Below are 23,672 nucleotides of genomic sequence, written 5' to 3'. Positions count from 1 at the left end.
CCGTGCCATGATCCACACGACAGAGACCCGCACCGCGCTCGTAACCGGCGCCAGCCGCGGGATCGGCCGCGCCGTTGCCCTCGGCCTCGCCGCCCGCGGCTTCGACATCATGGCCAACGACATCGAGCGACAGGCCGACCGTCTCGCCAACCTCGTCTCCGAGATCGAGGCGACGGGCCGCCGGGCCTTCGCGCTTCACGCCGACGTCAGCAACAAGGCGCAGGTGACCTCGATGGTGGCGAGTGCCGTCGAACGGGCTGGCGCGATCGACGCCGTGGTGAACAACGCAGGCATCCTCATCACCAGTCCCGTCGAGACGCTGGACGACGGCGTGTGGGACGCGGTGATGGACGTGAACGCCAAGGGCACCTTCCTCGTGATACAGGCGCTCCTGCCGCACATGCGCACCCGCGGCTACGGCCGCATCGTCAACATCGCCTCCATCGGCGGCAAGCAGGGGGCGCCCGAACAGGCGCACTACTCGGCATCCAAGGCGGCGGTCATGGGCTTCACCCGGGTGCTGGCGCAGGAGGTCGGGTCGCTCGGCATCACAGCCAACTGCGTCTGTCCCGGCATCATCCTCACCGACATGGGCCGCACCAACCTCGAAGACCCCGCCGTCAAGGCGAAGTGGACGGCCAATACCGCCATGCGCCGCATCGGCGCGCCCGAGGACGTGGTCGGCCCGGTCGCGTTTTTCGCTTCCGACGAAAGCGCGTTCGTCACGGGACAGACCCTCAACGTCGATGGGGGTATTGTCTTCGACTGAGACGAATTCGCAAAAGCTGGGACCGTTGGATCATTTCGATGGGCTTGCGAAAGAGCCGTGGCAGGCCACGGGTCGATGATCAGCGGGTTCTCAGCGGCATTATCTTCGTCAACCGCAACGGCCTGCGATGGCGCGATGCGCCCAAGGACTATGGTCCGGTGAAGACGCTGCACAACCGTTGGAAGCGTTGGGTGAAGCGGGTGTCTTCGTCCGAATGATGAAAGGTCTGGCCGCTGCCAATGCCGATCCCAAGACTCTCATGATCGACGCGACCTATCTGAAGGCACACCGCACGGCATCGAGCCTTGCGGTCAAAAAGGGGGGCTTGGACGTCTGATCGGCCGCACCAAGGGCGGCATGAACACAAAGCTTCACGCCGTGGCCGATGCCAATGGCCGCCCGTTGAGCTTCTTCCTGACCGCTGGGCCCGTCAGCGACTACACCGGCGCGGCAGCCTTGCTTGACGATCTGCCCAAGGCGCAGTGGCTGCTCGGCGATCACGGCTACGATGCTGACTGGTTCCGGGACNCGGCCCGTCAGCGACTACACCGGCGCGGCAGCCTTGCTTGACGATCTGCCCAAGGCGCAGTGGCTGCTCGGCGATCACGGCTACGATGCTGACTGGTTCCGGGACGCTCTAGCAGCGAAGGGCATCAAACCCTGCATTCCGGGCCGACGGTCTCGCAATGTGCCTGTCAAACACGACAAGCGCCACTACCGGCGACGCAACCGCATCAAGATCATGTTCGGGCGGCTGAAGGACTGGTGCCGCGTCGCAACCCGCTACGACCACTGTCCGACCGTCTTCTTCTCCGCCATCGCGCTCGCAGCTACCGTCCTGTTCTGGCTCAAAGCTATGAGTCCTAACCCTAGTGTCACCAGCTCGTGGCCGGAAAACGCCAGGAAATCCGTAGCCTGCTGAAATCATTGGAGTGGCGGAGAGGGAGGGATTTGAACCCCCGATACCCTTGCGAGTATGCCGCATTTCGAGTGCGGTGCATTCAACCACTCTGCCACCTCTCCGTCCGAGGTCGATCTTGCGATCGATGAAGCATACGCTGATAAGCGTGGTCGGCGCCCTCAAGGCGCGAGGGCTCTCTAGCAAAGGATCGGGGCGCTTCACAAGAGGCAATCGACGTCGGTCGTGACACTTTGAAGGCGGGTCGTTGCGGCGGCCATATCCCTTGACCTTTGCGGCCGGTGGCGCTAGGCAACGCGCGTCGTGACCTGCGTCCGGCCGTGCCTCGTGCAGGGCGGTTCGCGTCGCGGCATCGTTCGAAAGAAACACAAGAAGACGGCCCGCGATGCTCGACGCATCCGAGAGCCGATCCTGAAAAGGCCAAGACATGTTCGCAGTGATCAAGACTGGCGGCAAGCAGTACCGCGTCGCCGCCAACGACCAGTTCGAGATCGAGCGCCTGCCCGGCGAGGCCGGCGACAGCGTTTCCTTCACCGAAGTCCTGATGGTGGGCTCGACGATCGGCGCGCCCTTCGTGGCCGGCGCCACCGTGGTCGGCGAGATCGTCGAGCAGACGCGCGGACCGAAGGTCATCTCCTTCAAGAAGCGTCGCCGCCAGAACTCCAAGCGCAGCCGCGGCCACCGCCAGGACCTGACGCTGATCCGCATCGCCGAGATCCTGACCGACGGCAAGGCGCCGTCCGCGAAGGCCGAGAAGGCTGCCAAGCCGGTCGCCGACACGACGTCCGACGCCGCGCCGAAGAAGGCCGCCAAGGCCAAGCCGGCCGCCGAGACGGCGAGCGACGAGGCGGCGCCCGCCAAGAAGCCCCGCGCTGCCAAGAAGAAGGCCGAGGGCGAAGAGGCCTGAGACACGGAACTCGCGGGAGCCTTCAGGGCCCCCGCCGCGTTCGGCACGAGACATACACAAGCGTTCGCGCGGTGCCGCAAAGGCCCCGGACGCAGGCATCAGGAGACTGAAACATGGCACATAAAAAGGCAGGCGGTTCTTCCCGCAACGGTCGCGACTCCGAGTCCAAGCGCCTCGGCGTGAAGAAGTTCGGTGGCGAGCAGGTCATCGCCGGCAACATCCTCGTGCGTCAGCGCGGCACGCGCTGGCACCCGGGCGTGAACGTCGGCATCGGCCGCGACCACACCCTCTTCGCCGTCGCCGAGGGCACCGTGACCTTCCAGAAGAAGGCGCAGGGCCGAACCTACGTGTCCGTCATGCCGAAGGCAGAAGCCGCCGAGTGATCCGGTTGCTTCAAGGCGCCGGCGTCCCAACGACCCGGCCCTTGAAGACGCAACCGTCGGACAAGGGATGAGAACCGGGGAGATGGGCCGCCATCTCCCCGTTTTTGCATTCCCGGAGGGGTCCGATGAGTTGCGAAGAGTCCAGCCTCGAAGCCGATGACGACGAGTGTCGGCTGACGACGCGCCGCCTGATCCTGCGGATCGCCCGTCCTGACGACGCCCGCGACATCGCCCGCTTCGCCGACGATCTCGAGATCGCGCAGATGACCTCGCGCATCCCGCATCCCTATCGCCTCGACGACGCGCACGCGTTTCTGGCGCAGACGGAGGATGAACTGATCGTGGCGATCACGGCGCGCGGCGACGGCGCCTTTCTCGGCCTCTGCAGCCTTGCGGCGGCGGGCGCTCCGGGAACGGCGGAACTCGGCTACTGGATCGGTCGCCCGTACTGGGGCCGCGGCTTTGCGACCGAGGCGGCGCAGGCGGCGATCGACTACGGGTTCGCGGTTCTCGAGCTCGCCGCGATTGAGGTCCGCTGCCGCGTGATCAACAACGGCTCGCGCCGGGTGATCCAGAAATGCGGCTTCGGCTACGTCGGCACCGGCCTGTCGACCTCGCTGGCGGCCGGGCGAGTGGCGAGCGAAACCTATCGGATGGATCGGCGGACATGGCAGTCGCTCAAAAGCTGGAGCACGCCCCGATGAAACGCAGAGCCCTTTGCGGCGCGGCGCTCGCGGTCTCGCTCGGCCTTCTCGCGCTGCCGGCACGGGCGGCCGACGACTTCTCGCTGCGCTCGTTCTTCGCCGGACACAGCGTCAGCGGAGGTGAGATCCGCACGCTCGGCCTCTTCCGCGAGCGGTTCACGGCTCGCTTCGAGGGCCAGGCCAAGGGCGACGCGCTGGATCTCGACGAGCGCTTCCGCTTCGAGGACGGCCCGCGGCTTCAGCGCTGGCATCTCGTCGAGCGCGGCGGACGGGTCACCGGCACGGTGGAGACCGAGGACGGCGAGGGCAAGCTGCAGGGCCCCTTCCCCGTATCGGGGACGAGCGGTCCGGACGGCGCGGTGCTCGCCTATCGCGGCATCGCGCCGGGCGGCGGGCGGTGGAGGTTCGACTTCCGGCACACGATCACGCCGCGGACTGACGGCACGGCGGGAAACCGGGTGCGCATCTCGCGCTTCGGCCTTCCTCTGGCAGGCGCCCGCGTCACCTTCGCCAAGTCGGAGGCGGCACTGGCGCCTCATCTCGCCGACCCGTGACGCCACGGGTTCGAGTTTCAAGATGGCGCCCGGCGCGCTACACCAAGCCGCAGGACTCGATGGTGCGGCCGAAAGGATATGACGGGACAGGACGATGAAGTTTCTCGACAAGGTCAAGGTCTATGTGCGCTCGGGCGACGGGGGCGCCGGCGCGGTGTCCTTTCGCCGCGAGAAGTTCATCGAGTTCGGCGGACCGGACGGCGGTGACGGCGGGCGCGGCGGCGACGTCTTCATCGAGGCGGTGTCCGGTCTCAACACGCTGATCGACTACCGCTACCAGCAGCACTACCGCGCCAAGACCGGCATGCACGGGATGGGCCGCAACCGCACCGGCGGCAAGGGCGCCGACGTGACGCTCAAGGTGCCCGTCGGCACGCAGGTCTTCGCCGAGGACGAGGAGACGCTGCTCGCCGACCTCACCGAGATCGGCCAGGTGTTCCGCGTCGCCGCCGGCGGCAACGGGGGCTTCGGCAACTGGCAGTTCAAATCCTCGATCAACCGCGCGCCCTATCGCGCCAATCCGGGCCTCGAGGGCGAGGAGCTCACGATCTGGCTCCAGCTGAAGCTCATCGCCGATGCCGGCGTCGTCGGGCTTCCGAATGCCGGCAAGTCGACCTTCCTCGCCAGCGTCACCGCCGCCCGGCCCAAGATCGCCGATTACCCGTTCACCACGCTGCACCCCAATCTCGGCGTCGCGACGGTGGATGGCCATGAGTTCGTGATCGCCGACATTCCGGGCCTCATCGAGGGCGCCCACGAGGGCGTCGGGATCGGCGACCGCTTCCTCGGCCATGTCGAGCGCACGCGCGTGCTGCTGCACCTCGTCTCGGCGGTCGAGAAGGACGTCGCACATGCCTACGCGACCGTGCGCCGCGAGTTGGAGCTCTACGACGAGGGGCTGATTGAGAAGCCCGAGATCGTGGCGCTCAGCCAGGCCGACACGGTGGACGACGAGACGCGACGCGACAAGCTGGATGCCCTGGCGAAGGCGAGCGGCACCAAGCCGCTGGTGCTGTCGGCCGTGACACGCCACGGCCTGCCGGATGTCCTGCGCCGCCTGCGCCGCGAGATCGACGGCCTGTCCGACGATGCAGCCGACCAGGAGGCCGAAGACGCCAAGCGTTTCGGCGGCACGCTGGCCGAGGAGGACTGGCGTCGATGAGCGACGGGCTCGCCGCGTTCCGGCGGATCGTCGTCAAGATCGGCTCGGCGCTTCTGGTCGACCCGGACACGGGACTGCGCCGCGACTGGCTGCGGTCGCTGACGGCCGACGTCGCCAGACTTCACGGTGAAGGCCGCGAGGTGCTTCTCGTGTCGTCGGGTGCGATCGCGCTCGGCCGCTCGATCCTGAAGTTGTCGCGCGGGCCCCTGAAGCTCGAGGAAAGCCAGGCCGCGGCGGCCGTCGGGCAGATCGCGCTGTCGCGCGCTTACAGCGAAGCGCTCGGTGCCCATGGCATCGAGGCGGGCCAGATTCTCCTGACGCTCGGCGACACGGAGGAGCGGCGGCGCTATCTCAATGCGCGCGCCACCGTCGGCACGCTGATCGGCTTCGGCGCGGTGCCGGTGATCAACGAGAACGACACGGTGGCGACCACCGAGATCCGCTACGGTGACAACGACCGGCTGGCGGCGCGTGTCGCGGCGATGATGTCGGCCGATCTCCTGGTGCTCCTCTCCGACATCGACGGGCTCTACACCGCGCCGCCCGCGCAGGACCCGAACGCCGCCCACATCCCGCTGGTCGAGGCCATCACGCCGCAGATTGAGGCGATGGCGGGTGGGGCCGCCTCGCAGTTCTCGCGCGGCGGCATGAAGACCAAGATCGATGCCGGCAAGATCGCGACCGGTGCAGGCGCGGCGATGATCATCACCTCCGGCCAGCGGCTGCATCCGCTCGACGCCGTGCGGCGCGGCGAGCGCTCGACGCTGTTCCTGGCCGCCGCCGATCCCGTGCGCTCGCGCAAGCGCTGGATCGCGGGCCATCTCAACGCGTCCGGCCGCCTGCATGTCGATGCCGGCGCCGTGCAGGCGCTGCACGCCGGCAAGAGCCTGCTGCCGGCCGGCGTTCGCCGCGTCGATGGCGATTTCCGGCGCGGCGACACGATCCTCGTTCTCGACGACACGGGGGCGGAGGTTGCGCGGGGCCTCGTGGCCTATGATGCCGCGGAAGCCCGCCTCGTCGCCGGCCTGCGCTCGGCCGAGATCGAGGAGCGGCTCGGACAGGGCGTGCGCGCCGCGATGATCCATCGCGACGATCTGGTGGTCGCCCGCAACTGGCAGGACGAAGGGGGATTGCGCGATGCTGGATAAGGTCTCCGATCTTCAGGCCGTGATGGCCGACATGGGCGCACGGGCCAAGGCCGCCTCGCGCGTCCTGGCGCAGGCATCCGCCGCGGCGAAGGACGCGGCGCTGCGCGCCATGGCCGATGCCGTCATCGCCGCTACGCCGGAAATCCTTGCCGCCAATGGCGCCGATCTCGAGCGCGCGCGTCGGTCGGGCATGGCCGCCTCCTTCGTCGATCGCCTGACGCTCGACGAAGGCCGCATCGCCGGCATCGCCGCAGCGCTGCGCGACATCGCCGACCTGCCCGATCCGGTCGGCGCGGTGACGCAGGAGTGGACGCGGCCGAACGGACTGACGATCCGGCGCGTGCGCACGCCGATCGGCACCATCGGCGTGATCTACGAGAGCCGGCCGAACGTGACGGCCGATGCCGGCGCGCTGTGCCTGAAATCCGGCAACGCGGTGATCCTGCGCGGCGGCTCGGATTCGGCCCTGTCCTCGCGCGCGATCCACAAGGCGCTCGCGAGCGGCCTCGAGGCCGCCGGCCTGCCGGCCGACGCGATCCAGATCGTACCCGTATCGGATCGTGCGGCGGTGGGCGAGATGCTGGCCGGTCTGAACGGCGCGATCGACGTGATCGTGCCGCGCGGCGGCCGCTCGCTGGTCGAGCGGGTCCAGCGCGACGCACGCGTGCCGGTCTTCGCCCATCTCGAGGGCCTCTGCCATGTCTATGTCGACCGGGCGGCGGACCTCGCCATGGCGGTCGCGGTGACGCTGAACTCCAAGATGCGCCGGACCGGCATCTGCGGGTCGGCCGAGACGCTTCTCGTCGACGAGGCGGCGGCGGCGACGCATCTCGCGGCGATTCTCGACGCGCTCAAGGGTGCCGGCTGCGAGATCCGCGGCAGCGAGGCCGTGCGCGCGCTCTATCCCGACGCCGCGCCTGCGAGCGAGGAGGACTTCCGCACCGAGTATCTCGACGCGATCATCTCGGTCGAGATCGTCCGGGGCGTCGAGGGCGCGATCGAGCACATCGCGCGCTTCTCGTCCGGCCATACCGAGGCGATCGTCACCGAGGATGCGGCGGCGGTGGAGCGCTTCTTCAACGCCGTCGATTCGGCGATCCTCCTCCACAACGCCTCGACCCAGTTCGCCGACGGCGGCGAGTTCGGGTTCGGCGGCGAGATCGGCATCGCGACCGGCAAGATGCACGCGCGCGGACCGGTCGGGGTCGAGCAGCTGACGAGCTTCAACTACCGCGTTTCCGGCACGGGCCAGCTTCGTCGTTGACCCCGCCCTCGCAGCCACTCCTCAGCGCCGACGACCTGAAGATGCCCCCCGCCCCGACCGGGCTGCGGGTGGGCCTCTTCGGCGGCTCATTCGACCCGCCGCACGAGGGCCATCTTCTCGTCGCCGAGACCGCGCTCCGCCGGCTGCGGCTCGACCGGCTGTGGTGGATCGTGAGCCCCGGCAACCCGTTGAAGGCCGGTCGCCCCCCCGCTCCTCTCGAAGCCCGGATGAAGCTCTGCCGCAAGCTCGCCGACGACCGCCGGATCGTGGTCACCGCCTTCGAGGCGTCCCACCACATCCGCTACACCGCCGATCTCGTCGACCTCGTGCTGACGCATCGCCCGACGGCCCGCTTCGTCTGGGTGATGGGGGCGGACAACCTCGCGACCTTCCACCACTGGCAGTCCTGGCGCGAGATCGCGACCCGCCTGCCGATCGCGGTGGTGGACCGGCCCGGCGCGACGCTCGCCCCCCTGTCGTCGCCCGCCGCGCGCTTCCTCGCTTCGGAGCGTCTGCCCGAAGCCGATGCACGGCTCCTGCCCGGCCTGTCGCCGCCCGCCTGGACCTTCCTGCACGGGCGGCGGTCCACCTTGTCCTCGACCCGTCTACGCGAGGCGCGCCCCCGCTCGTCTTGAAAGGGTCACCGATCCTTGCCACTTTACTTGCATGGCGGACGTAAACCCTCCGCCGCAACCCTCAGAAGGAAGAGTTAGCTGACACCCGCTGCCGAACTACACGCCGACGTCGAGACCTTGGCCCCCGCGACACAGACCCCGGCGCCCGAGCGTCCCATGATCGACCTCGTGACCGCCAGCCTCGACGATTCCAAGGCCGAGGAAGTGGTGGCGATCGACCTTCGCCGGAAGTCCGCGCTGGCCGACCACATGGTCATCGCGTCCGGGCGCTCGCATCGCCACGTCTCGGCTGTCGCCGACCACTTGATCCGCGACCTGAAGGAAGCCGGATACGGCAACGCGCGGGTGGAAGGTCTGCAGAACGGCGACTGGGTGCTGATCGACGCGGGCGACATCATCGTCCACATCTTCCGCCCCGAGGTCCGCTCCTTCTACAATATCGAGAAGATGTGGAGCGTCGCGGAGACCAGCGAGACGCAAGGGCGTTGAAGCTGTGGATCGTGGCGGTGGGCCGGATGAAGTCCGGCCCCGAGCAGGATCTGGCCGCCCGCTACATCGATCGCCTGCGCAAGGGTGGCTCCCCGCTCGGCCTCGAATGGGGCGGCGTCGTCGAACTCGCCGAAGCGCGCCAGAGCACCGTGGCCGAGCGCAAGCGCGACGAAGCGGCCCGGATCGAGGCGGCCCTGCCCGGCAACGCCACCTTTCTCGTGCTTGACGAGACCGGCCGGACGCCCAACTCCACCGAGTTTGCCGACGAGATCGCGCGGTTCCGCGACGAGGGCGTGCGTGACCTCGCCTTCGTGATCGGTGGGCCGGACGGGCTGCAGCCCGAGCTTCGCTCGCGCGCCGCCAAGGCGATCGCCTTCGGTCGCCTGACCCTGCCGCACCAGATCGTGCGCATCCTGCTTGCCGAACAGCTCTACCGCGCCTCGACGATCCTGTCGGGCCACCCCTATCACCGGGCCTGACGCGTCGCACCGCGATGCAGCGGCGCAACAGTCTCGCCAAATCAACGACTTGACCTCGCTCGTCCCTGTTCCCGCCACCATCGGCGGCATGCTGGTCGCCGGGTCCCCGACGGGCGCCCGATGGTTGATGAAATGTTAAGCTCGCGCCGATAGTCTGACGGCCTGGGGCAGGACGGCAGGCGAGGTTTTCGGGTTGCGCGAGCGGGGAGCGAACATTCGGCGCAAGAGCGGGGCCGTCGCGGCGGCGCTGGCGGTGACGCTGGCCTCCACCGCCGCCGTCTTCGGCGCGTCGAGCGATCCGTCCGCATCGACGCAGAATGCCGCCTTGGGCCCGTCCACGATCGACGCACGGCAGGCGGATACCAAGGCCGAACTCGACCGCATCACGGCCGAATTGCAACGCTCCAAGGAACTGACCGTCCGCCTCGACGCCGAGATGGCGGCGCTCGCCGCCGACCGCGACCGGATCCGCGAGGCGACGATCGCCGCGGCCGCGGAACAGAAACGGATTTCCACCGAGATCACCGCCTCCGAGGACCGTCTCGCCGATCTCCTCGGGCAGGAGAAGGGCGTCAAGGCGTCGCTGCGCGAGCGACGCGGCGTTCTCGCCGAGGTGCTGGCGGCTCTCGAGCGGATGGGCCGGGCGCCGCCGCCGGCCCTCCTCGTCAAACCCGGCGATGCACTCGGCTCGGTGCGCAGCGCGATTCTCCTGGGTGCCGTCGTGCCGGAGATGCGTGTCGAGACCGAGCGGCTCGTCGCCGACCTCACCCGCCTCGGCACCATCAGGCAGTCGCTGGAGGGTGAACGGGCCCGGCTCGCCAAGGCGCAGAGCGAGGGCGAGGAAGAGGCCGCACGCCTCGACCGGCTGTTCGAGGAAAAGGAAAAGCTGGAGGCCGAGGGGCGCGGGCGCATCGGCGAGGAAAACCGCCGCGCCGCCGAACTCGCCTCCGAGGCGACGACGCTGCAGGACCTGATCGCCTCGCTGGAACAGGAGGCCGAGCGCAGCCGGCAGGAGGAGGCCCAGCGCCAGCGGATGGCCGCGCAAGCCGAGGCCGAGCGCCGGCGGGCGGCCGAGGACGCCGCGAAGGCCGCGCCGAGCGGCACCGAGGGCCGAATGCCGCAGGCGCCGGACGCCGCCGCCCGCTCCGCCGGCTACGACATCGCGGCGCTGCGCGAGGAAATGACGAAACTGGAGCCGACCGCCCCATTTTCGACATTGAAGAAGAGCCTCGTTCCCCCCGTATCCGGCGCGCTGGTGCGGAGTTTCGGCGAGAAGGACGACCTCGGGCGTCCCGCCTCGGGCATCCTCCTGTCAGCGCGTGCCGGCGATCTGGTGACGGCGCCGGCGGAGGGCCACATCCTTTATGCAGGACCGTTCCGCTCCTACGGGCAACTCTTGATCCTGAACGCGGGCGGTGGCTATCATATCGTGTTGGCCGGCATGAGCCGGATCGACGTTGCGGTCGGACAGTTCGTCCTGGCGGGAGAGCCCCTGGCGGCGATGGGGGCGCTCCGGATCGCAAGCGCGGCGGAAGCGGACGTGTCGAATGCCGAACCCTCGCTTTACGTGGAATTTCGCAAGGACGGGAAACCGGTCGATCCGAACCCTTGGTGGGCGGATGGATCATCTGGAAGGACGAGGAATGATACGTAAGCTCTCCATTCTCTTCGCGGGAGCGCTTCTGGGTGCCACCGCGATGACCGCCTTCGTCGGCCCGCACGCGGGCGTCGCGAATGCCGCAGGTTCGGACACCTACCGCCAGCTCGCCATCTTCGGCGACGTCTTCGAGCGCGTGCGCGCCCAGTATGTCGACGTGCCGGACGACCAGAAGCTGATCGAGACCGCGATCAACGGCATGCTGACCTCGCTCGATCCGCATTCGAGCTACATGAACGCCAAGGAAACGGCGGACATGCGCACCGAGACGCGCGGCGAATTCGGCGGCCTTGGCATCGAGGTCACGATGGAGAACGAGCTCGTCAAGGTGATCTCGCCCTTCGACGGCACCCCGGCCGACAAGGCGGGCGTCCTCGCCGGCGATCTGATCGGCGAGATCAACGGCGAGCAGGTGCGTGGCCTGTCGCTTGCCGAAGCCGTCGAGAAGATGAAGGGCGAGATCGGCACCTCGGTCGACCTCACCATCATCCGCGAAGGCGCGACCCAGCCCGTCCGCCTCAAGATCGAGCGCGCCGAGATCAAGGTCCCGTCCGTGCGCCACACGGTCGAGAACGACGTCGGCTACATCAAGCTCCTGCGCTTCAACGAGCAGACCACCTCTGGCATGGAGGAGGCGATCGCCGACATCAAGGCGAAGATCCCGGCCGACAAGCTCAAGGGCTACGTCCTCGACCTGCGCCGCAACCCGGGCGGCCTCCTCGACGAGGCGGTCAGCGTGTCCGACGCCTTCCTGCAGAACGGCGAGATCGTCTCGACGCGCGGTCGCAACGCCGAGGAAACCCGCCGCTACAACGCGCGCTCGGGCGACGATATCGACGGCAAGCCGCTGGTGGTGCTCGTCAACGGCGGTTCGGCCTCGGCCTCCGAGATCGTCGCCGGCGCGTTGCAGGACCAGAAGCGCGGCACGATCGTCGGCTCGCGGTCCTTCGGCAAGGGCTCGGTCCAGACCATCATCCCGCTGGGTGCCAACGGCGCCCTGCGCCTGACGACCGCGCTCTACTACACGCCGTCCGGCTCCTCGATCCAGGGTCGCGGCATCCGTCCCGACATCGAGGTCGAGCAGCCGCTGCCCGAAGAGATCAAGGCGCAGATGGGCCTCAAGGCCGACGAGGACCTGAAGATGGGCGAAGCCTCGCTTCGCGGCCACATCAAGGGCGCCGAGGAAGGCGAAGAGGGCTCCGGCTCGCTCGACTACGTCCCGCCCGAGGCCAAGGACGACCTGCAGCTGCAGTACGCCTACGACCTCCTGCGCGGCGTGAAGACCAACGCCGCCTTCCCGCCGAAGCAGGACACCGCGTCGGCCGCCAATTGAGCGGGCGAACGCCTTACGTATCGAAGGGCTCCGGCGACAACGCCGGGGCCCTTTTTCGTTGGGCCGGCAAAGCCCCGATCCAGTCTTGCGTCCTATGAAGGACGTATGCGTGACGAGCTTTACAGCCCCCTCGGCCAGACCCTGGCACCCGCAGCCCGCCCCCCGCGGCGCTCGCTCGGGCGATGGCTTGGCGCGGCCTGCGCCGCGGCGCTGGTAGCGGGCGGCTCCGCCTTCACCGCACTCAATCAGCCAGCCTTCGCGCCGCCCGCTCCGCCCTCGCCCGTCCAGGTCGCCGAACAGGTGGCCGAGCGCCGCCCGGAACCCGCCGAGCGCCAGCCGAACGTCCTGCGCATGGAACAGGGCGGCGGGTTCACGATCTCGGATGCGGAGGGCGAGCGCCCGCTCGTCGACGACGCCAACCCGATGACGGGCTCGATCCGCGTTCTCGAGCCGGGATCGCTGCGCCAGCCCGCCGCCTTCTCGCACATGCCGGAACAAGCGCTTCTCGAGGCCACGGACTTCGGCCCCCTGCCCGTTCGCGGCGCCGACGGGCGCCGCCCGCTCGACGTCTATGCCGGCGCCTGGTCGGGCACCGGCGGCACCCGCATCGCCATCGTGGTCGGCGGGCTCGGCGTCAGCCAGAGCGGCTCGATGCGTGCCGTCGAGGAACTGCCGGCCGGGGTGACCCTGGCCTTTGCGGCCGAGGGCAACAGTCTCGACCGCTGGATGCAGACGGGCCGCCGCAAGGGCCACGAGATCCTGCTCCAGGCGCCGATGGAGCCGTTCGGCTATCCCGACGTCTCGGCTGGTCCCCATACGCTGAAGGTCGCCGACGCGGCGGCCGGGCGCCTCGACGACCTTCACTGGTCGATGGGGCGCATCACCAACTATGTCGGCGTCATGAACTACATGGGCGCGCGCCTCAACGCCGACCCCGCCGCCCTCCAGCCTTTCCTCGGCGAATTGTCGAAGCGCGGCCTCCTCTATCTCGATGACGGCACGTCCCTGCGCTCCGAGGCGCGCGACGTGGCGATGGCCAACGGCACGTCCTTCGCCTCGGCCGATCTCGTGATCGACACGGAGCGCGAACCCGCCGCCATCGAGAAGCAGCTCGACGTCCTCGAGCGGATCGCCCGCGCCAAGGGAACGGCGATCGGCACGGCCAGCGCCTTCGACGTGTCGATCGACGGCATCAAGCGTTGGGCCGCCGCGGCATCGGGACGAGGGATCGAGATCGTACCGATCTCCGCGCTCGCTTTCGACCCCGAAGCGCGCGGCTGACAGGTCACCTATTCGGCAACGGCGTTCCTTCGCTTGTGCGAATGCGTTAGCGTTTGCGAAAGCACTTTGGAGCTCGCATGTCCACGCCCCCCGATTCGCTGCCCTATCGCCCCTGCGTCGGCATCATGGTCCTGAACCACGAGGGCAAGGTCTTCGTCGGCCGACGCATCGCCGAGCCCGAGGGCGAAATGGACGGCGCCTCGCAGCTCTGGCAGATGCCGCAAGGGGGCATCGACGAGGGCGAGGATCCGCTCGTCGCGGCCAAGCGCGAGCTCTACGAGGAGACCGGCATCCGCTCCGTCTCGCCTCTCGGCGCGACGGACGGCTGGGTCCGCTACGAACTGCCGCCCCATCTCGTCGGTGTCGCCCTGAAGGGGCGCTTCCGCGGCCAGATGCAGAAATGGTTCGCGTTCCGCTTCGAGGGCGACGAGAGCGAGATCGCCATCGATCCGCCGCCCGGCGGTCACGACGCCGAGTTCAGCGAGTGGGCCTGGAAGTCGTTCGACGAGGTGCTCGAACTCGTCGTCCCGTTCAAGCGTGGCGTCTACGAGGAGGTGATCGCAGCCTTCCGCCATCTGGAGACCGGACGATGATGGTCGATACGGTGCACGACATCGTCCTGCGCGAGATGGCGCCCGGCGAACTGATCCTCGTCGAGACGATCCACGCGACGGCCTTCGGACGCGACGAGGAGGCCCGCCTCCCGCACGCCATCGTCTCCGCGGGTTACGACGTCATCTCCGTCGTGGCGGTCGACGGCGACTATTTCGTCGGACACGCGCTCTTCACGGCGCTGGACGGCGCGGAGAAGGCGCTGGCGCTTGGGCCCGTCGCCATCGTTCCGGACCGTCAGGGCGAGGGCATCGGTGCGCGTCTGGTGCGCTACGGGCTGGACCTCGCCCGTCAGCGCGGCTGGCGCTCGGTCTTCGTCCTTGGGGACCCCGGGTTCTACGGGCGCCTCGGCTTCCGTGCGAACCTTGCGAAGGGCGCCATCGTCCCGTGGGCCGGCCCCAATTTTCAGGCCATCGAACTCGTGCCGGGAGCGCTCGACGGATGGTCCGGCGTCCTCGTCTATCCCGACGCCTTCGGCGCCGGCGACGAACAGGACTAGAGTTTTCTCACAACGAGAAAGGCCCGGACGCTTGCGGCAGCCGGGCCTTCGAAACAGTCGTGTGCCGCGTTCGGCGAAGGGCTTAAAGGCCCAACGCTTCCTTGGCGTTGCGAAGGTCAGCAAGCTGACGCTCGGCGCGCGACCGGACGGTGGCGTCGGTGGCGTCGGCGAGGTCTTCCTCCGTGTTGCGGATCTGCTGGTCGAGATCGGCGACGTTGATCTCCTCGACCGGCATCGCGTGCTCGGCGAGCAGCGTGAAGCCCTCCGGATTGATGTCGGCGAACCCACCCTGCACGAAGATCCGGCGCTCGCCGCCGTTCGCCAGCGTCGCCTGCACGACGCCCGGCTTCAGCGTCGTCATGAACGGCGCGTGGCCCGGCATCGCCGTGAAGTAGCCCTCGCTGCCGGGAGCGACGACGGCCGACACTTGCTCGGACAGGAGCAGACGCTCCGGAGACACCAGTTCGAACTTGAAGCTCTCAGCCACGATCCGCCTGCCTTGCTTGAGCCCCCATGTGGAGCTCGGCCTGAAGCGCGGTGTCGAAATGTCGAACCGCGATCTCGAATTTGTCGCGGCAGCCGGGATTGCAGAACCCGACCACCCGTTCGCGATAGAGGGTCAACGCGTCGCCCGAGATCGGCTGTCCCGACCAGGGGCAGGTCGTGTTGACCGCGTCCTCCACCTTCAGGGTTTCGGACGCGACCATCGTCATCAGGCCTGAGCGGCCATCTTCTGGGCCTTCTCGATCGCCATGTCGATCGAGCCGACCATGTAGAAGGCGGCTTCCGGCAGGTGGTCGTACTCGCCCTCGACCAGACCCTTGAACGAGCGGATCGTGTCTTCCAGCGGAACGAGCTGGCCCGGCGAACCGGTGAACACCTCGGCGACGAAGAACGGCTGCGAGAGGAAACGCTCGACCTTGCGGGCGCGGGCCACCGTCAGCTTGTCCTCTTCGGACAGCTCGTCCATGCCGAGAATGGCGATGATGTCCTGCAGCGACTTGTACTTCTGCAGGATCTGCTGGACGCGGTTGGCAACCTCGTAGTGCTCCTCGCCGACGATCAGCGGCGACAGCATGCGCGAGGTGGAGTCCAGCGGATCGACGGCCGGGTAGATGCCCTTTTCCGAGATCGCGCGGTTGAGAACCGTACGCGCGTCGAGGTGCGCGAACGAGGTCGCTGGCGCCGGATCGGTCAGATCGTCGGCGGGCACGTAGATCGCCTGCACCGAGGTGATCGAACCCTTGTGGGTGGTGGTGATGCGCTCCTGCATCGCGCCCATGTCGGTCGCGAGCGTCGGCTGATAGCCCACCGCCGACGGGATACGGCCGAGAAGCGCCGACACCTCGGCACCCGCCTGCGTGAAGCGGAAGATGTTGTCGACGAAGAACAAAACGTCCTGGCCCTGGTCGCGGAAGTTCTCGGCGATCGTGAGCCCCGTCAGCGCGACGCGGGCACGCGCACCCGGCGGCTCGTTCATCTGGCCGTAGACGAGGGCGGCCTTCGAGCCGGCGGTGGAGCCGCCGTTCTCGTGCGGGTCCTTGTTCACGCCGGACTCGATCATCTCGTGGTAGAGATCGTTGCCCTCGCGGGTGCGCTCGCCGACGCCGGCGAACACGGAGTAACCGCCGTGCGCCTTCGCGACGTTGTTGATCAGTTCCTGGATCAGAACGGTCTTGCCGACGCCGGCGCCGCCGAACAGGCCGACCTTGCCGCCGCGTGCGTAGGGCGCGAGAAGATCGATCACCTTGATGCCGGTGACGAGGATCTGCGACTCAGGGTTCTGATCGACATACGGAGGCGCCGGCTGGTGGATGCCGCGCTTCGTCTCGTACTGGATCGGGCCGATCTCGTCGATCGGCTCGCCGATGACGTTCATGATGCGGCCGAGCGTGCCGTCACCGACCGGAACCTGGATCGGAGTGCCCGTGTCGGTCACCAGCTGGCCGCGCACGAGACCTTCGGTGAGGTCCATCGCGATGGTGCGCACGGTGTTCTCGCCGAGGTGCTGGGCGACCTCGAGCACGAGCCGGTTGCCGTTGTTGTCGGTTTCCAGCGCGTTGAGGATCTCGGGCAGATGGTCGTCGAACTGCACGTCGACGACGGCGCCGATGACCTGCGAGACCCGGCCGCGTCGGCCGTTCATATCCAGTGTGTCAGCCATGCGAGTGTCCTCTCGAAAGTGTCCGGCGCGTCCGGCGGCCCCGCCCCTCCGCGCCCATCATGTCGTTTCCTGGCGCGCCGCCCGTCGCGGCGCTGCCGACAAGTCCTTAGAGCGCTTCGGCGCCCGCGATGATCTCGATCAGTTCCGTCGTGATCTGCGCTTGGCGCTGACGGTTGTAGGAGATCGAGAGCTTGTTGATCATGTCGCCGGCGTTGCGCGTGGCGTTGTCCATGGCACTCATCCGGGCGCCCTGCTCCGAGGCGCCGTTTTCGAGCAGCGCGCGGAAGAGCTGGACCTTGATGTTGCGCGGGATGAGATCGGCGAGGATCTCCTCCGGACCCGGCTCGTACTCGTAGAGCGCGGTGGCGCCGCCGGCATCCGTCGTCGCCGCCTCGGCCTTCGGCACCTCGGCGGGGATGATCCGCTGGGCCGTCGGAACCTGGGTGATCACGTTGACGAAGGCGGAGTAGAAGATCGTGGCGACGTCGAACTGACCGGCCTCGAAGAGCTCCATCACCTTGTCGGCGACGGTTTCCGCGGCCGCAAAACCGATCGTGCGTGCCCCGCCGTGGTCGAGACGGGCGACGATCCGGTCGCCGAAGTCGCGGCGCATCAGGTCCGCGCCCTTCTTGCCGACCGAAATGATCTTGACGGTCTTGCCGGCGGCCTCAAGCCGACGGATGTGCTCGCGCACCAGACGAACGATCTGCGAGTTGAAACCGCCGCATAGGCCGCGGTCGGAGGTGAAGACGACGAGCAGGTGCACGTCGTCCTTGCCGGTGCCGATCATCAGAGGCAGGCCCTCGCCGTCCTCCATGGCACCCGCGATATTGGCCAGGACCGATGCCATACGCTCGGAATAGGGGCGAGCCGCCTCGGCCGCGTCCTGGGCGCGTCGGAGCTTGGCCGCCGCGACCATCTGCATGGCCTTGGTGATCTTCTGCGTCGCCTTGACCGAGGCGATGCGGTTTCGCAGATCCTTGAGCGAAGCCATCTGTCGGGTCAGTCTCCTGGGCGGCCGGAGCCGTTAGTGCGAGCGGCGTTGAGGCTCAGGCGAAGGACTTCGAGTAGTGCTCGAGGACCGACTTGAGCTTGGCGCGTGTGTCGTCCGACAGCGCCTTCTCGGTCGCGATCGTGTCGAGCACCGACTTGTGCTCGGTGCGCAGCGAGGTGAGGAGACCCTCCTCGAAGCGGCCGACGTCGGAGACCTTGAGCTTGTCGAGGTAGCCCTGCGTGCCGGCGAAGATCACCGCGACCTGCTCTTCCGTCTTCAGCGGCGAGAACTGCGGCTGCTTCAGGAGCTCGGTCAGGCGCGCGCCGCGGTTGAGGAGGCGCTGCGTCGAGGCGTCGAGGTCCGAGCCGAACTGCGCGAAGGCCGCCATCTCGCGGTACTGCGCAAGCTCGCCCTTGATCGAGCCGGCGACCTGCTTCATCGCCTTGACCTGGGCGGCCGAGCCGACGCGCGACACCGACAGACCGACGTTCACCGCCGGGCGGATGCCCTGGTAGAACAGGTTGGTCTCGAGGAAGATCTGGCCGTCGGTGATCGAGATCACGTTGGTCGGGATGTAGGCCGACACGTCGTTGGCCTGCGTCTCGATCACGGGAAGCGCGGTCAGCGAGCCCGAGCCCATCTCGTCGTTGAGCTTGGCGGCGCGCTCCAGAAGGCGCGAGTGCAGGTAGAAGACGTCGCCCGGGTAGGCCTCGCGGCCCGGCGGACGGCGCAGCAGCAGCGACATCTGGCGATAGGACACGGCCTGCTTGGACAGGTCGTCATAGGCGATCACAGCGTGCATGCCGTTGTCGCGGAAGTACTCACCCATGGCGCAGCCGGCGAACGGCGCGATGTACTGGAGCGGAGCCGGATCCGAGGCGGTCGCCGCGACCACGATCGAGTAGGCCATCGCGCCGCGCTCTTCGAGCGTGCGGACGAACTGCGCGACGGTCGAGCGCTTCTGGCCGATCGCCACGTAGATGCAGTAGAGCTTGTCCTTCTCGTTGCCCGCGTCGTGCGCCGGCTTCTGATTGAGGAAGGTGTCAAGCAGGATGGCGGTCTTACCGGTCTGACGATCGCCGATGACCAGCTCGCGCTGGCCGCGGCCGACCGGGATCAGCGCGTCGATGGCCTTGAGGCCGGTCGACATCGGCTCGTGCACCGACTTGCGCGGAATGATGCCGGGCGCCTTGACGTCGACGCGGCGACGCTCGGTGGACTCGATCGGGCCCTTGCCGTCGATCGGGTTGCCGAGACCGTCGACCACGCGGCCGAGCAGGCCCTTGCCGACCGGAACGTCGACGATCGCGCCGGTGCGGCGGACGGTGTCGCCTTCCTTGATGTCGCGGTCGGAGCCGAAGATCACGATACCGACATTATCGGACTCGAGATTCAGCGCCATGCCGCGCACGCCGCCGGGGAATTCGACCATTTCGCCGGCCTGGCACTGGTCGAGGCCGTAGACGCGGGCGATGCCGTCACCGACGGAAAGAACCGTACCGACCTCGGAGACTTCCGCCTCGTTGCCGAAGTTCTTGATCTGGTTCTTGAGGATTGCGGAAATTTCCGCGGCCCGGATGTCCATCAGCCGACCTCTTTCAGCGCAAGCTTAAGGGATGAGAGTTTTGTGCGAAGCGAGGTGTCGATCTGGCGCGAGCCGATGCGGACCACGAGGCCGCCCAGGATCGCAGGGTCGACGCTCTCGCGCATGGTGACCGTCTTCGACGTGTAGCGGCCGAGCGCGTCGCGCAGTTCGCGCCGCTGATCGTCGCTCAAGGGATGGGCGCTGACGACTTCCGCGTCGACCTCGCCGCGATGCTCGGCCGCCATGACGCGGAAGCCGCGCACGATCGACGGCAGGGCGAAGAGGCGACGGTTGGCCGCCACGACCTTCAGGAAGTTCCCGACGAGCCCGCTCGGACGCGTCTCGGCGACCACCGCGGAGATCGCGCGAAGCTGATCGTCCGAGGTGAAGGCCGGGCTTTCGACGAGACGCCGGAAGTCGGCGTTCTCATCGATCAGCTGCTGGTACTGCAGAAGCTCGGACTCCGTCGCGTCGATCGAACCGTCGTCGCGAGCAAGCTCGAAGAGGGACTGGGCGTAGCGTTCGGCGACCCCGGAAACCGGAGAGGAGGATTGTGCCACGGACGATCGCTTCTCTTCTTATCTGGGTTCCCGCGTCCGCCCGGTCGCGTCGCGAAGGCTCGTGGGAACTGTTCAAAAAAAGGTCGCGAGCTCCGGGAACCTGCCCCGGGCTGACCGCGATGAGGGGTCGTCTAGCACAGGGTTTCCCGCTCCACAACAGAGCGAAGGGGCTGAAAACGCGGGTTCACAGCATGGTTTACGAGGGGCGGCCTCAGGCCGGCACCAACCCGAAAACCGGCGCGAGGCATGCGCCCGCAACGATCAGGTTGACGAGGAGCCAGAGCCAGTTGCCGAAGGTCGAGGCATCGTCGGACAGGATCGAGACGAGGCGGCCGAAGGCCACGAACAGCCACCCCGTCCCCAGCGTCATCTGTGTGAACGGCTGGTCGAAGAAGAACAAAGTCGCCAGCCCGACGCCGAGCGGAAATCCTGCGAGCGAGCCCCGGATCTCGGACAGGCCGACCCGTCGCTCGCCGATCGGCTGGAGCTTGGCCATGCGCAGAAAGGTGCCCGGCGCGAACAGGGCGAAGAGGCCGTACAGGATGCTGAAGCAGGCGGCCGCGAACGGCAGCGCGTCGACCGTGGTGGTGGGAAGCGTGATCGGCATCGGGGCTCGCGCGGGAAGAGTTCGGGTCGGGCGTCGGCTTAGCGGAAATCGAACGAAGCGGCAAAGCCGGTGGGCTCAGCCGGTGCAGTTTCCCTCCACCGCGATCTCCCGCCGCCCGTCGCCGCGAATCAGCGTCATCGTGCCGGCGAGGTTCACCGTCTCGGCCGCGCGGCCGGTCTCGCGCACCGTCATGTGGACGTTGACGCGCGGCTCGCCCGCCGAGCGCCAGACGGTGACGACGGCCTCTGCGCCGTCGGCGCCCGAGCGCACCTTCTCCAGCTCGCGCAGCACGCCGTCGACCATGACGTAGCCGCGTTCGACCGGGTTTTCTGCCCTGGTTTCGCGCATTACGAGGAACGCAAAGCGCCAGGTCTGCGGATCGTCGAAGCGAAAGGCGCTGCGGGCTTCGGGCGTGAAGTAGGTGCAGCGCGACGGCGCGGGATACCAGAAGATCGTGTCCTGCGCGGCCGGCGGTCCGGCGACGGGCGCAGGCGCGGCGCCGAGGTCCTGCCCCATGGCGGGCGCACAGAAGAGCACGAGAAGGCCCCCGAGCACCCGCCGATCGAACCCCATGCCATCCCTCCCGCGCCGTCCGGCCACGCTCCTGCCATGACAGGATCGCACGGCCTGCCGCAAGGGCGAGACGGTGCTTACAGGAAACTCTGCGGGTCGATGTCGATCTGGACGTGGACCGAGCCGCGGGGCTTGGGCGCGGCCGCGATCATCGCGCGCAGGAACGCCTGGAGCGGCGCCCGCCGGCCGCCTTGCGCCAGAAGCCGAAAACGGTGCCGCCCCCGCACCAGCCCGAGCGGCGCCTCGGCAGGGCCGAGCACTTCGAGCCCCATATCCTGCGGCGCGGCGCGGGCGAGTTCCCGCCCGTGCTCCTCCGCCTCGCGGCGCGTGTCGGCCGAGACGATCAGCGCGGCGAGCCGGCCGAAGGGCGGCAGCCCCGCGCGCTCGCGCTCATTGGCCTCGCGGTCGTAGAAGCGGTCGGGATCGGCGGCGACCAGCGCCTGCATCACCGGGTGCTCCGGGCTCCAGGTCTGGATCATGCCGCGACTCGGCAGCCCCGAGCGCCCCGCCCGGCCCGTCACCTGATGGAGGAGCTGGAACGTGCGCTCGGCGGCGCGCGGATCGCCGTTGGCGAGGCCGAGGTCGGCATCCACCGCGCCGACCAGCGTCATCAGCGGAAAGTGATGGCCCTTGGCGACGAGCTGCGTGCCGATCACGATGTCGGCCTCGCCATCCGCCACCGCGTCGAGCTCGCGCCGCAGCCGCCGCGCGCCGCCCGGCAGGTCGGACGACAGGAGGATCGTGCGCGCGTCCGGAAAGGTCTCCAGCATCTCCTCGGCGATGCGCTCGACACCCGGCCCGCAGGCGACGAGATGGTCGAGCGTCCCGCAGGACGGGCAGCTTTCCGGGCGGTGCTGTGCGTGGCCGCAGTGGTGGCACTGCAGGGTGCCGCGCAGGCGATGGTCCACCAGCCAGGCCGAGCACTGCGAGCACTGGAAGCGGTGGCCGCAGGCGCGGCAGAGCGTCAGCGGCGCGTAGCCCCGACGGTTGAGAAAGAGAAGCGCCTGCTCGCCGCGCTTCACCGTTTCCTCGATCGCCGTCAGGAGCACGGGCGACAGGAAGCGGCCGCGCGCCGGCGGGTGGCGACGCAGATCGACCAGCGAAAGGTCGGGCAGCGCCGCGTCGGCGAAGCGGCGTCCGAGCGGCACATGGGCGTAACGCCCGGCCCGCGCGTTGACGCGGCTTTCCAGCGAGGGCGTCGCGGATGCGAGGATCACCGGGCAGCCTCCTTCCCGCCCCCGCACGACCGCCATGTCGCGGGCGTGGTAAAAGGTCCGGTCCTCCTGCTTGTAGGCGGGGTCGTGCTCCTCGTCGACGATCACGAGGCCGAGGTCGGGAAAGGGCAGGAAAAGGGCCGAACGCGCGCCGGCGACGACCTTGATGCGCCCCTCGGCCACCTGCCGCCAGACCTTCTCGCGCATGCGCGGGGGCACGTCGGAGTGCCACTGCGCGGGTTCGGCGCCGAAGCGCTGGTGGAAGCGGTCGATGAAGCTCTGGGTCAGCGCGATCTCGGGCAGGAGGATCAGCACCTGACGGCCCTTGTCGAGGGCGCGGGCCACCGCCTCGAAATAGACCTCGGTCTTGCCCGATCCGGTAACGCCTTCGAGCAGCGAGACCGAGAAGCCCCCGGCCTCCACCGGCGCGATCAGCCGGTCGGCGGCCTCGCGCTGGTCGGGCGTCAGTTCGGCGCGGCCGTGGGCGGTATCGGGCGCGGGGACGGCCGGATGCGGGGGCAGCGACACCGGCTCGAGCGCACCGACCTTCAGGAGGCCGTCGACGACGGAAACGGCGACGCCGGAGGCGTTTGCCAGCCCAGAGCGCGTCCATTCGGGCGATTGCTCCAGCGTATCGAGGACGCGCTGGCGCGTCGGCGTCATGCGCGGCGGCAGCGCGCCGGTCGCGCGCAGGCCCTCCACGTGCGGCTCCGGGTCGAAGGCGACCGGCGCCCTTAGCACCATGCGCGCCACGAGGCCCGGTGGCGAGATCGTGTAGTCGGCGACCCAGTCGATGAAGCGTCGCATCGTGGCGTCGAGCGGCGGGCAGTCGAAGACGTGGGTGATGGCCCGCAGCTTCTTCGCGTCCACCGGATCGGTCGGCTGGTCCCAGACGACGCCCGCCACCTGCCGCGGACCGAGCGGCACCTGCACGATCGAGCCGGGCTCCACCGCCATCCCCTCCGGCACGCGGTAGGAATAGGGGCGCTCCGCCGGCAGGGGCACCAGCACCGGCACGACCTTCGGCTCGGCCGGACGCTCGTCCGGCGCGAACAGGAGATCGGTGAACGGGGCGGGTGTCTGATCCAAGCGGGGCCGTCGCGACATTAAGGGAAAACCGGCGCTCGCAATGGGGCGCTCCGCCCCCCATATCGTTCTTCACGCGGTGCGATGAAAGGGT

At 68.5% G+C, this 23,672-nt stretch carries 25 protein-coding genes, 1 tRNA gene and 2 pseudogenes; 18 read left to right on the top strand and 10 right to left on the bottom strand.

The genetic code is table 11. The features are described 5' to 3' along the window. The first annotated feature begins 7 nt into the window (after positions 1 to 7). From ASF65_RS19195 to ASF65_RS19180, 3 genes and pseudogenes are all read left to right on the top strand, one after another. Positions 8 to 769, top strand: a complete 762-nt coding sequence (locus ASF65_RS19195) for an SDR family NAD(P)-dependent oxidoreductase (protein WP_055892939.1) — start codon at positions 8 to 10, stop codon at positions 767 to 769. Positions 770 to 807: 38 nt separating this feature from the next. Then, positions 808 to 1,297, top strand: a pseudogene (locus tag ASF65_RS22200) (IS5 family transposase); the annotation flags it as partial. 1 nt (position 1,298) lies between these two features. After that, positions 1,299 to 1,619: pseudogene (locus tag ASF65_RS19180) on the top strand (transposase); the annotation flags it as partial. 83 nt (positions 1,620 to 1,702) lie between these two features. Here ASF65_RS19180 and ASF65_RS19175 read toward each other — a convergent pair. Further along, positions 1,703 to 1,792: transfer RNA gene (locus tag ASF65_RS19175), tRNA-Ser, on the bottom strand. A 323-nt stretch (positions 1,793 to 2,115) separates the two neighbouring features. Between ASF65_RS19175 and rplU the strand changes: the two genes are divergently transcribed. The 15 genes from rplU (at position 2,116) to ASF65_RS19100 (ending at position 14,795) form a co-directional block, all read left to right on the top strand. Then, positions 2,116 to 2,595 carry a 50S ribosomal protein L21 gene (rplU, locus tag ASF65_RS19170; protein ID WP_055892934.1) on the top strand — a complete coding sequence of 160 codons (480 nt, stop codon included), beginning with the start codon at positions 2,116 to 2,118 and terminating at the stop codon, positions 2,593 to 2,595. A 113-nt stretch (positions 2,596 to 2,708) separates the two neighbouring features. Further along, entirely contained in the window at positions 2,709 to 2,978 is a 270-nt protein-coding gene (gene rpmA / locus ASF65_RS19165) for a 50S ribosomal protein L27 (RefSeq protein WP_055892932.1), read from the top strand. Between the two features lie 125 nt (positions 2,979 to 3,103). Next, positions 3,104 to 3,682, top strand: coding sequence for a GNAT family N-acetyltransferase (locus ASF65_RS19160; protein ID WP_055892929.1), 579 nt, complete (start codon positions 3,104 to 3,106; stop codon positions 3,680 to 3,682). Further along, positions 3,679 to 4,236 carry a DUF3833 family protein gene (locus tag ASF65_RS19155; protein WP_055892926.1) on the top strand — a complete coding sequence of 186 codons (558 nt, stop codon included), beginning with the start codon at positions 3,679 to 3,681 and terminating at the stop codon, positions 4,234 to 4,236. The genes ASF65_RS19160 and ASF65_RS19155 overlap by 4 nt, the downstream gene beginning before the upstream one ends. A 94-nt stretch (positions 4,237 to 4,330) precedes the next feature. Further along, a complete protein-coding gene (gene obgE, locus ASF65_RS19150) occupies positions 4,331 to 5,398 on the top strand; it encodes a GTPase ObgE (RefSeq protein WP_055892924.1) in 1,068 nt (355 codons plus the stop codon). Then, entirely contained in the window at positions 5,395 to 6,546 is a 1,152-nt protein-coding gene (proB, locus tag ASF65_RS19145) for a glutamate 5-kinase (RefSeq protein WP_055892921.1), read from the top strand. The genes obgE and proB overlap by 4 nt, the downstream gene beginning before the upstream one ends. Then, entirely contained in the window at positions 6,536 to 7,810 is a 1,275-nt protein-coding gene (locus ASF65_RS19140) for a glutamate-5-semialdehyde dehydrogenase (protein ID WP_055892917.1), read from the top strand. The genes proB and ASF65_RS19140 overlap by 11 nt, the downstream gene beginning before the upstream one ends. Before the next feature lie 41 nt (positions 7,811 to 7,851). Next, on the top strand, positions 7,852 to 8,445 hold the full coding sequence (locus ASF65_RS19135; RefSeq protein ID WP_055892913.1) for a nicotinate-nucleotide adenylyltransferase: 594 nt from the start codon (positions 7,852 to 7,854) through the stop codon (positions 8,443 to 8,445). 156 nt (positions 8,446 to 8,601) lie between these two features. Then, positions 8,602 to 8,934 carry a ribosome silencing factor gene (rsfS, locus tag ASF65_RS19130; protein ID WP_055892910.1) on the top strand — a complete coding sequence of 111 codons (333 nt, stop codon included), beginning with the start codon at positions 8,602 to 8,604 and terminating at the stop codon, positions 8,932 to 8,934. Further along, positions 8,931 to 9,413, top strand: a complete 483-nt coding sequence (gene rlmH / locus ASF65_RS19125) for a 23S rRNA (pseudouridine(1915)-N(3))-methyltransferase RlmH (RefSeq protein ID WP_055892907.1) — start codon at positions 8,931 to 8,933, stop codon at positions 9,411 to 9,413. The genes rsfS and rlmH overlap by 4 nt, the downstream gene beginning before the upstream one ends. Before the next feature lie 193 nt (positions 9,414 to 9,606). Then, positions 9,607 to 11,067, top strand: a complete 1,461-nt coding sequence (locus ASF65_RS19120; protein ID WP_055892905.1) for a peptidoglycan DD-metalloendopeptidase family protein — start codon at positions 9,607 to 9,609, stop codon at positions 11,065 to 11,067. Further along, on the top strand, positions 11,057 to 12,403 hold the full coding sequence (locus ASF65_RS19115; protein ID WP_055892902.1) for a S41 family peptidase: 1,347 nt from the start codon (positions 11,057 to 11,059) through the stop codon (positions 12,401 to 12,403). Before ASF65_RS19120 ends, ASF65_RS19115 begins: the two co-directional genes overlap by 11 nt. 105 nt (positions 12,404 to 12,508) lie before the next feature. Beyond that, positions 12,509 to 13,684 carry a divergent polysaccharide deacetylase family protein gene (locus ASF65_RS19110; RefSeq protein ID WP_055892899.1) on the top strand — a complete coding sequence of 392 codons (1,176 nt, stop codon included), beginning with the start codon at positions 12,509 to 12,511 and terminating at the stop codon, positions 13,682 to 13,684. Positions 13,685 to 13,761: 77 nt separating this feature from the next. Then, on the top strand, positions 13,762 to 14,277 hold the full coding sequence (locus ASF65_RS19105) for an RNA pyrophosphohydrolase (protein WP_055892896.1): 516 nt from the start codon (positions 13,762 to 13,764) through the stop codon (positions 14,275 to 14,277). After that, complete coding sequence (locus ASF65_RS19100) at positions 14,274 to 14,795, top strand: N-acetyltransferase (protein WP_055892892.1); 522 nt, start codon at positions 14,274 to 14,276, stop codon at positions 14,793 to 14,795. Before ASF65_RS19105 ends, ASF65_RS19100 begins: the two co-directional genes overlap by 4 nt. A gap of 82 nt (positions 14,796 to 14,877) precedes the next feature. Here ASF65_RS19100 and ASF65_RS19095 read toward each other — a convergent pair whose 3' ends face one another. From ASF65_RS19095 to ASF65_RS19055, 9 genes are all read right to left on the bottom strand, one after another. Next, positions 14,878 to 15,282, bottom strand: coding sequence for a F0F1 ATP synthase subunit epsilon (locus ASF65_RS19095; protein ID WP_055892890.1), 405 nt, complete (start codon positions 15,280 to 15,282; stop codon positions 14,878 to 14,880). Beyond that, the gene (locus tag ASF65_RS19090; RefSeq protein WP_055892887.1) at positions 15,275 to 15,508 is read right to left on the bottom strand and encodes a hypothetical protein; all 234 of its coding nucleotides are present in this window, start codon (positions 15,506 to 15,508) and stop codon (positions 15,275 to 15,277) included. The genes ASF65_RS19095 and ASF65_RS19090 overlap by 8 nt, the downstream gene beginning before the upstream one ends. After that, the gene (gene atpD / locus ASF65_RS19085) at positions 15,508 to 16,959 is read right to left on the bottom strand and encodes a F0F1 ATP synthase subunit beta (protein ID WP_055892884.1); all 1,452 of its coding nucleotides are present in this window, start codon (positions 16,957 to 16,959) and stop codon (positions 15,508 to 15,510) included. The genes ASF65_RS19090 and atpD overlap by 1 nt, the downstream gene beginning before the upstream one ends. A gap of 106 nt (positions 16,960 to 17,065) precedes the next feature. Then, positions 17,066 to 17,953, bottom strand: a complete 888-nt coding sequence (locus ASF65_RS19080; RefSeq protein ID WP_055892882.1) for a F0F1 ATP synthase subunit gamma — start codon at positions 17,951 to 17,953, stop codon at positions 17,066 to 17,068. Between the two features lie 55 nt (positions 17,954 to 18,008). Continuing rightward, positions 18,009 to 19,538 (bottom strand): F0F1 ATP synthase subunit alpha, encoded by a 1,530-nt coding sequence (atpA, locus tag ASF65_RS19075; RefSeq protein WP_055892880.1) that lies wholly within the window; start codon positions 19,536 to 19,538, stop codon positions 18,009 to 18,011. Continuing rightward, on the bottom strand, positions 19,538 to 20,098 hold the full coding sequence (locus tag ASF65_RS19070) for a F0F1 ATP synthase subunit delta (protein ID WP_055892877.1): 561 nt from the start codon (positions 20,096 to 20,098) through the stop codon (positions 19,538 to 19,540). The genes atpA and ASF65_RS19070 overlap by 1 nt, the downstream gene beginning before the upstream one ends. 211 nt (positions 20,099 to 20,309) lie before the next feature. Then, complete coding sequence (locus tag ASF65_RS19065) at positions 20,310 to 20,705, bottom strand: DUF4345 family protein (protein ID WP_055892873.1); 396 nt, start codon at positions 20,703 to 20,705, stop codon at positions 20,310 to 20,312. Between the two features lie 75 nt (positions 20,706 to 20,780). Then, complete coding sequence (locus ASF65_RS19060; protein ID WP_055892871.1) at positions 20,781 to 21,278, bottom strand: hypothetical protein; 498 nt, start codon at positions 21,276 to 21,278, stop codon at positions 20,781 to 20,783. Positions 21,279 to 21,355: 77 nt separating this feature from the next. Continuing rightward, positions 21,356 to 23,548 (bottom strand): primosomal protein N', encoded by a 2,193-nt coding sequence (locus ASF65_RS19055; protein ID WP_244486842.1) that lies wholly within the window; start codon positions 23,546 to 23,548, stop codon positions 21,356 to 21,358. Between the last annotated feature and the right edge of the window lie 124 nt (positions 23,549 to 23,672).

It is taken from the genome of Aureimonas sp. Leaf324, assembly GCF_001423245.1.
GTDB lineage: Bacteria > Pseudomonadota > Alphaproteobacteria > Rhizobiales > Rhizobiaceae > Aureimonas.
Note: the sequence above shows the minus strand (reverse complement) of the source record. Positions and strands in the feature narration are given on the sequence as shown.

What these genes read in the sequence shown, in the direction of transcription:
- rpmA (WP_055892932.1), top strand. Translation starts at nt 2,709, where the DNA reads ATGGCACATAAAAAGGCAGGCGGTTCTTCCCGCAACGGTCGCGACTCC.
- ASF65_RS19110 (WP_055892899.1), top strand. Translation starts at nt 12,509, where the DNA reads ATGCGTGACGAGCTTTACAGCCCCCTCGGCCAGACCCTGGCACCCGCA.
- atpD (WP_055892884.1), bottom strand. Translation starts at nt 16,959, where the DNA reads ATGGCTGACACACTGGATATGAACGGCCGACGCGGCCGGGTCTCGCAG.
- ASF65_RS19140 (WP_055892917.1), top strand. Translation starts at nt 6,536, where the DNA reads ATGCTGGATAAGGTCTCCGATCTTCAGGCCGTGATGGCCGACATGGGC.
- ASF65_RS19195 (WP_055892939.1), top strand. Translation starts at nt 8, where the DNA reads ATGATCCACACGACAGAGACCCGCACCGCGCTCGTAACCGGCGCCAGC.
- ASF65_RS19100 (WP_055892892.1), top strand. Translation starts at nt 14,274, where the DNA reads ATGATGGTCGATACGGTGCACGACATCGTCCTGCGCGAGATGGCGCCC.
- rplU (WP_055892934.1), top strand. Translation starts at nt 2,116, where the DNA reads ATGTTCGCAGTGATCAAGACTGGCGGCAAGCAGTACCGCGTCGCCGCC.
- atpA (WP_055892880.1), bottom strand. Translation starts at nt 19,538, where the DNA reads ATGGACATCCGGGCCGCGGAAATTTCCGCAATCCTCAAGAACCAGATC.
- ASF65_RS19080 (WP_055892882.1), bottom strand. Translation starts at nt 17,953, where the DNA reads ATGGCTTCGCTCAAGGATCTGCGAAACCGCATCGCCTCGGTCAAGGCG.
- ASF65_RS19160 (WP_055892929.1), top strand. Translation starts at nt 3,104, where the DNA reads ATGAGTTGCGAAGAGTCCAGCCTCGAAGCCGATGACGACGAGTGTCGG.
- ASF65_RS19090 (WP_055892887.1), bottom strand. Translation starts at nt 15,508, where the DNA reads ATGACGATGGTCGCGTCCGAAACCCTGAAGGTGGAGGACGCGGTCAAC.
- ASF65_RS19135 (WP_055892913.1), top strand. Translation starts at nt 7,852, where the DNA reads ATGCCCCCCGCCCCGACCGGGCTGCGGGTGGGCCTCTTCGGCGGCTCA.
- ASF65_RS19060 (WP_055892871.1), bottom strand. Translation starts at nt 21,278, where the DNA reads ATGGGGTTCGATCGGCGGGTGCTCGGGGGCCTTCTCGTGCTCTTCTGT.
- rsfS (WP_055892910.1), top strand. Translation starts at nt 8,602, where the DNA reads ATGATCGACCTCGTGACCGCCAGCCTCGACGATTCCAAGGCCGAGGAA.
- proB (WP_055892921.1), top strand. Translation starts at nt 5,395, where the DNA reads ATGAGCGACGGGCTCGCCGCGTTCCGGCGGATCGTCGTCAAGATCGGC.
- ASF65_RS19115 (WP_055892902.1), top strand. Translation starts at nt 11,057, where the DNA reads ATGATACGTAAGCTCTCCATTCTCTTCGCGGGAGCGCTTCTGGGTGCC.
- ASF65_RS19065 (WP_055892873.1), bottom strand. Translation starts at nt 20,705, where the DNA reads ATGCCGATCACGCTTCCCACCACCACGGTCGACGCGCTGCCGTTCGCG.
- obgE (WP_055892924.1), top strand. Translation starts at nt 4,331, where the DNA reads ATGAAGTTTCTCGACAAGGTCAAGGTCTATGTGCGCTCGGGCGACGGG.
- ASF65_RS19105 (WP_055892896.1), top strand. Translation starts at nt 13,762, where the DNA reads ATGTCCACGCCCCCCGATTCGCTGCCCTATCGCCCCTGCGTCGGCATC.
- ASF65_RS19155 (WP_055892926.1), top strand. Translation starts at nt 3,679, where the DNA reads ATGAAACGCAGAGCCCTTTGCGGCGCGGCGCTCGCGGTCTCGCTCGGC.